This window comes from Fibrobacter sp., assembly GCA_012523595.1.
In the GTDB taxonomy this organism is placed as follows: domain Bacteria; phylum Fibrobacterota; class Chitinivibrionia; order Chitinivibrionales; family Chitinispirillaceae; genus JAAYIG01.
The window spans coordinates 1-6,466 of the sequence record JAAYIG010000236.1 but is presented as its reverse complement, the minus strand read 5'-3'; the positions used below and the strand labels follow the sequence as shown (position 1 = coordinate 6,466).

Annotated in this window: 2 protein-coding genes; both read right to left on the bottom strand. The window is 44.0% G+C overall.

The genetic code is table 11. The features are described from left to right. Positions 1 to 1,145, bottom strand: a 1,145-nt coding sequence (locus tag GX089_16595) for a GGDEF domain-containing protein (protein ID NLP04115.1), incomplete at its 3' end; no start/stop codon positions are given. A 225-nt stretch (positions 1,146 to 1,370) separates the two neighbouring features. Then, a complete protein-coding gene (locus GX089_16590; protein NLP04114.1) occupies positions 1,371 to 5,906 on the bottom strand; it encodes a hypothetical protein in 4,536 nt (1,511 codons plus the stop codon). Positions 5,907 to 6,466: the final 560 nt, after the last annotated feature.

Sequence of the window (6,466 nt, the reverse complement as noted above, 5' to 3'; positions counted from 1 at the left end):
TTACCCGATTCCGTTTTACTTTTTTCTATTTCCTCCCGCGCCCTTTCCATTAGCGGAACCACTTCAGAGGTTGTTTTCTGTGGAAAAAATACCGCCAGTTCCTCTCCTCCATATCTGCAGACAGTTCCCTGCGGAGAAAGTGTCCTGAGCAGTGTCTGAGCTACAGAATGCAAAACCGCATCACCTGCCTGATGTCCATAGGTATCATTAACATTCTTGAAATGATCAATATCCACCATTGCCACAGCAAAAGGAGGGGTCACATTCATGTTCGCCTGCTCCGTGATTATCTTTGAGCAATAATCCCTGTTATAAATCTGAAGCAGAGGATCAAAAGAAACCCTGTTTTCAATCCTGAAAAACCAGTGTGTTAATGTCGCAATAACCAAAAAAAAGGGAGCAATACTGAAAAGTATTCTCTGCGTTGACTCCATCCGGTCAGCATCTATTCCAAAAGTCCAAATCAGGGCAAAAATCAACCCGCAACCAGATACCAACCCTCCCAGAGAAAAGTCATAACGCAAGCGCCATAAGCTGAAAGCTGTAAGCACAAAGAAAAAAAGAGGCCCAACCCAGAATCCCAAATCCTCAACACCTTTAAACTCCAACGTTGATATCCAACCCTGTGCCCCGGGAGCAAAACGCATGGTCAGAAGCAGTACACTCTCAACCCCAAGCACCGCAAGAGTGTAACTGCGGGCAAGACGGTATTTTGCTGTTGAAGGCAGAAGGGGAATAAACAGAAAGTTTATCAATCCCAGTAAACAAATCACAGAGAAATAACCCGGTGGCGGCGCGCCGGGAAGATTCACAATTTCGCCACAGGCAAATAGAAAATAACAGAAACAAATCATCCCTGTAAGATAACCCGCCATGTATACCCTAAGATTGTGAACCCTGGGATAGGAAAGATGCCCTATAAACAGGGCAATTACCGATAAAGATGCCCCCAGGTAAGGCAGCACTTTCTGATAAAAAAACGGGAAGCGGGAAAAGGAATAGATACTGCTTGCATGCACAGCGAAAACAGCCAAAAGGACAGAAAGAAGGAATATGGGATAACCCCAGAAAGTTTTCCTTTGGGCAGTGATTTTTTCTATCTTTTTTTTCTTTTTCTTTTCTGCTTTTTTCTTTTTCCCGGGCATGTTAACTCTCGATGCTGGCAAGAATTAAAACTGTATCATCACAGAAAAGTTTTTTCAAATCTTTTGGATATATAATTGTTTTCCTAAGGAGAAGTAAGGTCCTTTTTTCATTTTGAAGTTAATGAAGTATATCTTAAATCAAGCGCCCACCGATCTCTGATTAAACCTGCCAATAAAAAAGGCCTGAATCTCTTCAGGCCTTTTTAAAACCAGCTCAGTTTGTGTTTACTTTTTCACAGCAATATATTTGGTCTCATTTATCGGTTTCCTGAAAAGATCATTATCTGCTGCTTTGTACTCACCTTTGATTATAGCAAGATAAACTCCTGCACCGACCTTTCTACCTTTGAGATTGGCACCACTCCAGGAGAACACTACTGAATCTGGGGCATTTTGTACCTTGTTCTCATAGACCTTGTTTCCAAGCGGGTCATATATTGCAAGCTGGGTAGTTACCACTGTCGGCTCCCCGTTTTCCTTATCAGGCTTGATAGTGATCTTGATCGATTCGTTTGCCGATGGTTTGAACGGGTTGGGCCCAATGCTGAGCTTGGGTGGATAATACCTTGGCTTGATCTTTAATGGAACACGTAAATTAGTCTCGATTGCCTGCAGGTTACCAGGCTGATCCTGGAAAATGGATGGAACCATATTTACAGAATCACCAATCATGGGTACCATATCACCCTCAACCGACAGAATCTCATAAGTATAGATATTTCCCCATGAACCTGAAGTTAATTGCCTGAGTGTAAGAGAATAGCTGGTTCCATTTCTCCAGAATTTATAGGGCTGGTTCGATGCTACCATCGCCGTGACATTTTCTGAGAAGTAGACAATCAGTGTATCCGGAGCACTGTTTCCCTCTTGATCTTTTTCTCCAGGAGCAAGCAAAACCGAATCAGCAAGAACAGGCGCTGCCCTGTCTGCTACAGTACTGTTTTTCTCAATACCCGGGAAATTAGTAAAGGTAACAGTAGCATCCATGGGCCCTGATGTCTGATTGATTGTATGTTCTGGATATGTAAACTGGCCGATTACATTCACCTGAACAATTGAGTCTACATCAGCATCAGCATAGCTCAGCAAATCTCCACTCAGGACACCTTTGGTAGGATTTGCGGGAAGACCCCATCTCAGAGCGACTCCCAGGACACTGATATCTACAGCTTTATTGAAGCTGATAGTTACCCGGTCGACTATTCCATTAGCATCTACATCCTCGTAGTATGCACTGAGAATTTCCGGTGGAATGGCACTGACAGTTATCGGAACAGGACGGTTATCCGGATGTGCGGCATTACCGAACTGATCACTAATTGTGCCACCTGGCAGTATTTTCAGAGAATCACCACCTTCAGGAGAGTTTGCACCAGCATCAGCAACAACAAGTCTGATTGCGTTGTCTATCTTGACAGCACTAAGCACGTTCAGAGGAACCTGTGTTTGTCCCTGATGTTTGATCAGAAGAAGAGAGTTCTGACCGGCAAAAAGTGAGCTGGTAACCGATTCGGACAGAGTAATATAAAGGGTATCAGCTCCTGGACCATTACGCTCGATCAGATTAGCACTCATAAGAAGAGGTCCGACACTGTCGTATATGGCAAACGGGTATTCTCTCGATTCCGTTTCCAATTCTGGATTTTTCCAGTGTGCGATTCCCAGCCCCTGAGTGATGGCGCTGTAGGTGATTTCCTGGTCGAACTCCGGCTGAATAATGACAGAAATATGTGTAGAATCGAGCGGATCAGGTGTCTCGCTGTAATGCTCCCCCTTCTTGACCCATCTTGTATTTGCCTCATCAGCAGTGGGCCAGAAAAGCTGCATGGAGTCTGGAATGGATTTAGACTCCAGTGGCTCTTTGTAGAAAATCTCAAGGCGATTTACTCTCCCATAACCATTATCCGCAAAATAGGCTGCTCTGGCTATAGTAGCTTCGCAGTGCCGGAAAGTGATTCCACCTCTGGTTCCGGGAAGGAGAGAATAATCTCCGATTGCTGATACGTTTATATAACCATCGGGAACATTCCTTTGAATAGATTTTACCCAGATCACAGCCTGACCGGAAGTGAGTGCATATTGTGTGAGTCTGACAGTATCAAGCTCAGAAGGTGAAGAATAAGCCGCCAGTCCCGGTTTCAAATCTATAGCAAAAGCAGTGTTACGACCTGTAACAAGGCTGTCTTTACCCTGATCTGTAAGAACAATGGCCCTGATTGTTATAGGAACCCTTGTTCCGGAACATTCATCTATCATAACACTGGGATCAGGAGTAAGTGTGTCACTATAGTAAATTGTCAGCCTGTCACGTGCCTTCCCTACATACATTTTTGCTTTATCTGTTTCATTATTAATAACCAGTGTGGCAGTGATATCAACTGTGTCATACTGTCTGCCCTCCGGTCCAACTCCCACCTGAAATTTCACCATACCGGTTTCATCCGAAGTGGCAGAGACAGAGCCGACAACATTAATTTTTGAAGGGTCGGAAGTGGACAGTGTTACATCAGCAGGTTGAGTAACCTTATTGTCGTACTCATCGTAGATCTGAGCTGTAACAGGGACAACCGCTCCAGGGTTGACCTGACCTACTGTTCCTGAAGGAGGACTCTGGAACTTTACCTTTGCCGGATCACCCGGTAAAATCTTTATGGGATCTGAGCTCCCTCTGAATACCATTGAGATATTCTGGGACTGGTTAACAAATACTCCGGTTACAGATACCTCATCTGTACCCGACTCCGGTACTTTGGTGAAGATGGCATTGGTCGCGGATTCCAGATGTATGCTCGAAAGGGTAAATATTGTACCAGGTGCAGACAGCAGATCATATCCAGATGAAAGCGAAACCTCCACATCATTGATCGGGTTTGCAAAGGGTGCGCTCTCGCCAATTTTCTTCGGCACGATTTTCAGAATAACCGGTTGACCGGCTTTAACCTCTTTTAATTGCTGGGTCTGTGTAAGATTCCAGACCGTTACCTCAAAGGTGTATTGAATCTCCCTGTATGGCAGAAAACCAACACTGCTGGCAACCGGCTGGCCGGTTTCCTGTGAGATTCCCTCAATGATCAGTTCAAAAAAGCCATAAAGTTCATTGGCACCTCTGTCTGGAATTGTAAAATTGACGGAGTTGCTTCCCAGCGTAACCGGCTGCGGATCTACAGCAATGATACCAGATGCGGGTATTGGAACACCACCATTACCGAAAGCATCAGCCTGGAACTCAACATTCTTAATCCATCTGATATATTTGATCTGGGGATTAGTAATATTACCGGCGATACTGTAAACACTAAACCTCGTTTTTGCTGTTGTACCGGAGATCATCACCGGATCGATCGGCTTTATCAGAATTTCAGTCGTGGTTTGCCCGATCTGCGGTATAGCACCCAGGTCGGCTATCGAACCATCGATATCGTAAATTCCGGCGTCAGGCCACCCTTTATCCACAATGTACTTCTGCACATTTGAATTTTCCCAGTCCGGGGTGAGAAAAAGAGGATCATCCGGGTCCTCAGACCTGAACGGGGTCTCAAACCACCTGATATCAGCAGTGGTTGGGAATGGATCGTTTATTAATGCACCCGGTTGGACTGGTTGTGCAACCTGCAGTCCATTCATCAATTGCACATGGTACTGTCCCTCTTCCGGTTCTTTTTCCTGTGCTGCATATACACAGTTATGCATTCTGTTCTCAAATTCAGGACTAAGTTCAAACCAGGAATCAAACCCGCCCGGTTTGGAACTCCAGTAGGAGAAAGGTTTTGAATAGATATTGTTGAAGACCAGACACTGAAGTGCAGGGCGCCAGCCACCAACAAAGATCAGATAGTTTTTATAAAATGTGTTGTTATAGATCGCAACCGGGCTGAGTGAGTGGTCTTTAAAAGCGATTGCGCCTCCCGGCTGGTTTGAGCCTTCATCAGTCAGACCTTTGACATATGAAGCAAAAGCGGTAGTCTGGTGATGATTTTCATAGATAAGATTGTATCTGATAACTGAACCCAGATCCCAGGTGGATTCGAAGAAAATGCCGAATGAGTTGTTGTGTATACGGTTGTTCTCAATAAGGTGATTACCGGTTTTTCCAAATCCAGACATGGGAACTACAAGCTGAGGTTTGATATCTGCCGGGTTAGCGTTGGCATAGATGCCACCTTCGTTTCTGTCTTTAACAGCAATACCGAAATAAGCGTTACTGAGATCACAGTTACGGATTACAACATCACCTGCAATCCATAATGTTATAGCGGCATTTCCATGCTGAAGAGGCCATTTGCAATCCGGGGTTCCGCCTTCCGCAGCCCAGATTCCATTTGCACCGAAAACATACGGCCCTCCTCCGTCAACCGCAATACCATCGATGGTGATTCTGCGCGCCCGCATCACCCTGAAAGCACCATTCTGGTCAAATGTAATACTTTCCTCTTTTTTTGCTTCATCACAGGTGGTAGGCTGGATATTTTTAGTATCTTTGTGCCGGATAACCGGTTTTTTCAATGATTTGGGATTGGATGATCTGATAGTCAGTCCATTACAGGAGCTGTCAATTGTAATCTGCTCCTCGTAGGTGGCTAAATCCAGTATCTCCACTATGTCATCAGCACCACTTCCATCAGCACCTGCAGCATTTATAGCTTCCTGTACAGAGGTAAACGGTGCCTCACCCGGAACCTGAGAAACAGTGTAAACAGCCGCAAAGATAATCTGCGCGGCAAGAAATACCAGTGGCATAATTTTCCAGGCACTTCGATTCATAAAACCAGCTCCTTTAAAATTCTGAATACCTTTTGTCGATCTATATGTATGTAGATGGGTTATCTGCAAGCTTTAGTGACATCACATTTATAAACAGTTCAAATAATCCGTATTCTGGATACCTTGATTTACTCGATTAAAGAACCTTTAAATTTAAAATATTGAATAAGATTTTTATTTATTATTTGTATCTGAATTATTCCCGCAAGATTGAAGAAAATCCAGATACTAAGCTAATATAGTATATATTCCGGTAAATAAAATGTAAACTACCCCTCTTTATTCAACAGAAGAAAAACGAGGCGTTGTTTCAAAATATAACATTAAAAGTTCTATTCCGCATCTATCTCTTTAAATCTTTGTATGTAATCCCTTTAAATCAAGCCGGTTTATGCCATGGCATGGTGATTGCATATAAATGCTTGTGAATAGCGAATCAGAAAGGACCGGATATGGACAAGAACATGATCAGACCACCCGGCAATACCAGAAAAGATGTCATTCCTTTTCTGCAGGGGCGGCCGGAGAGAATGCTGCCCATAAATGAAGAGGATATCTTA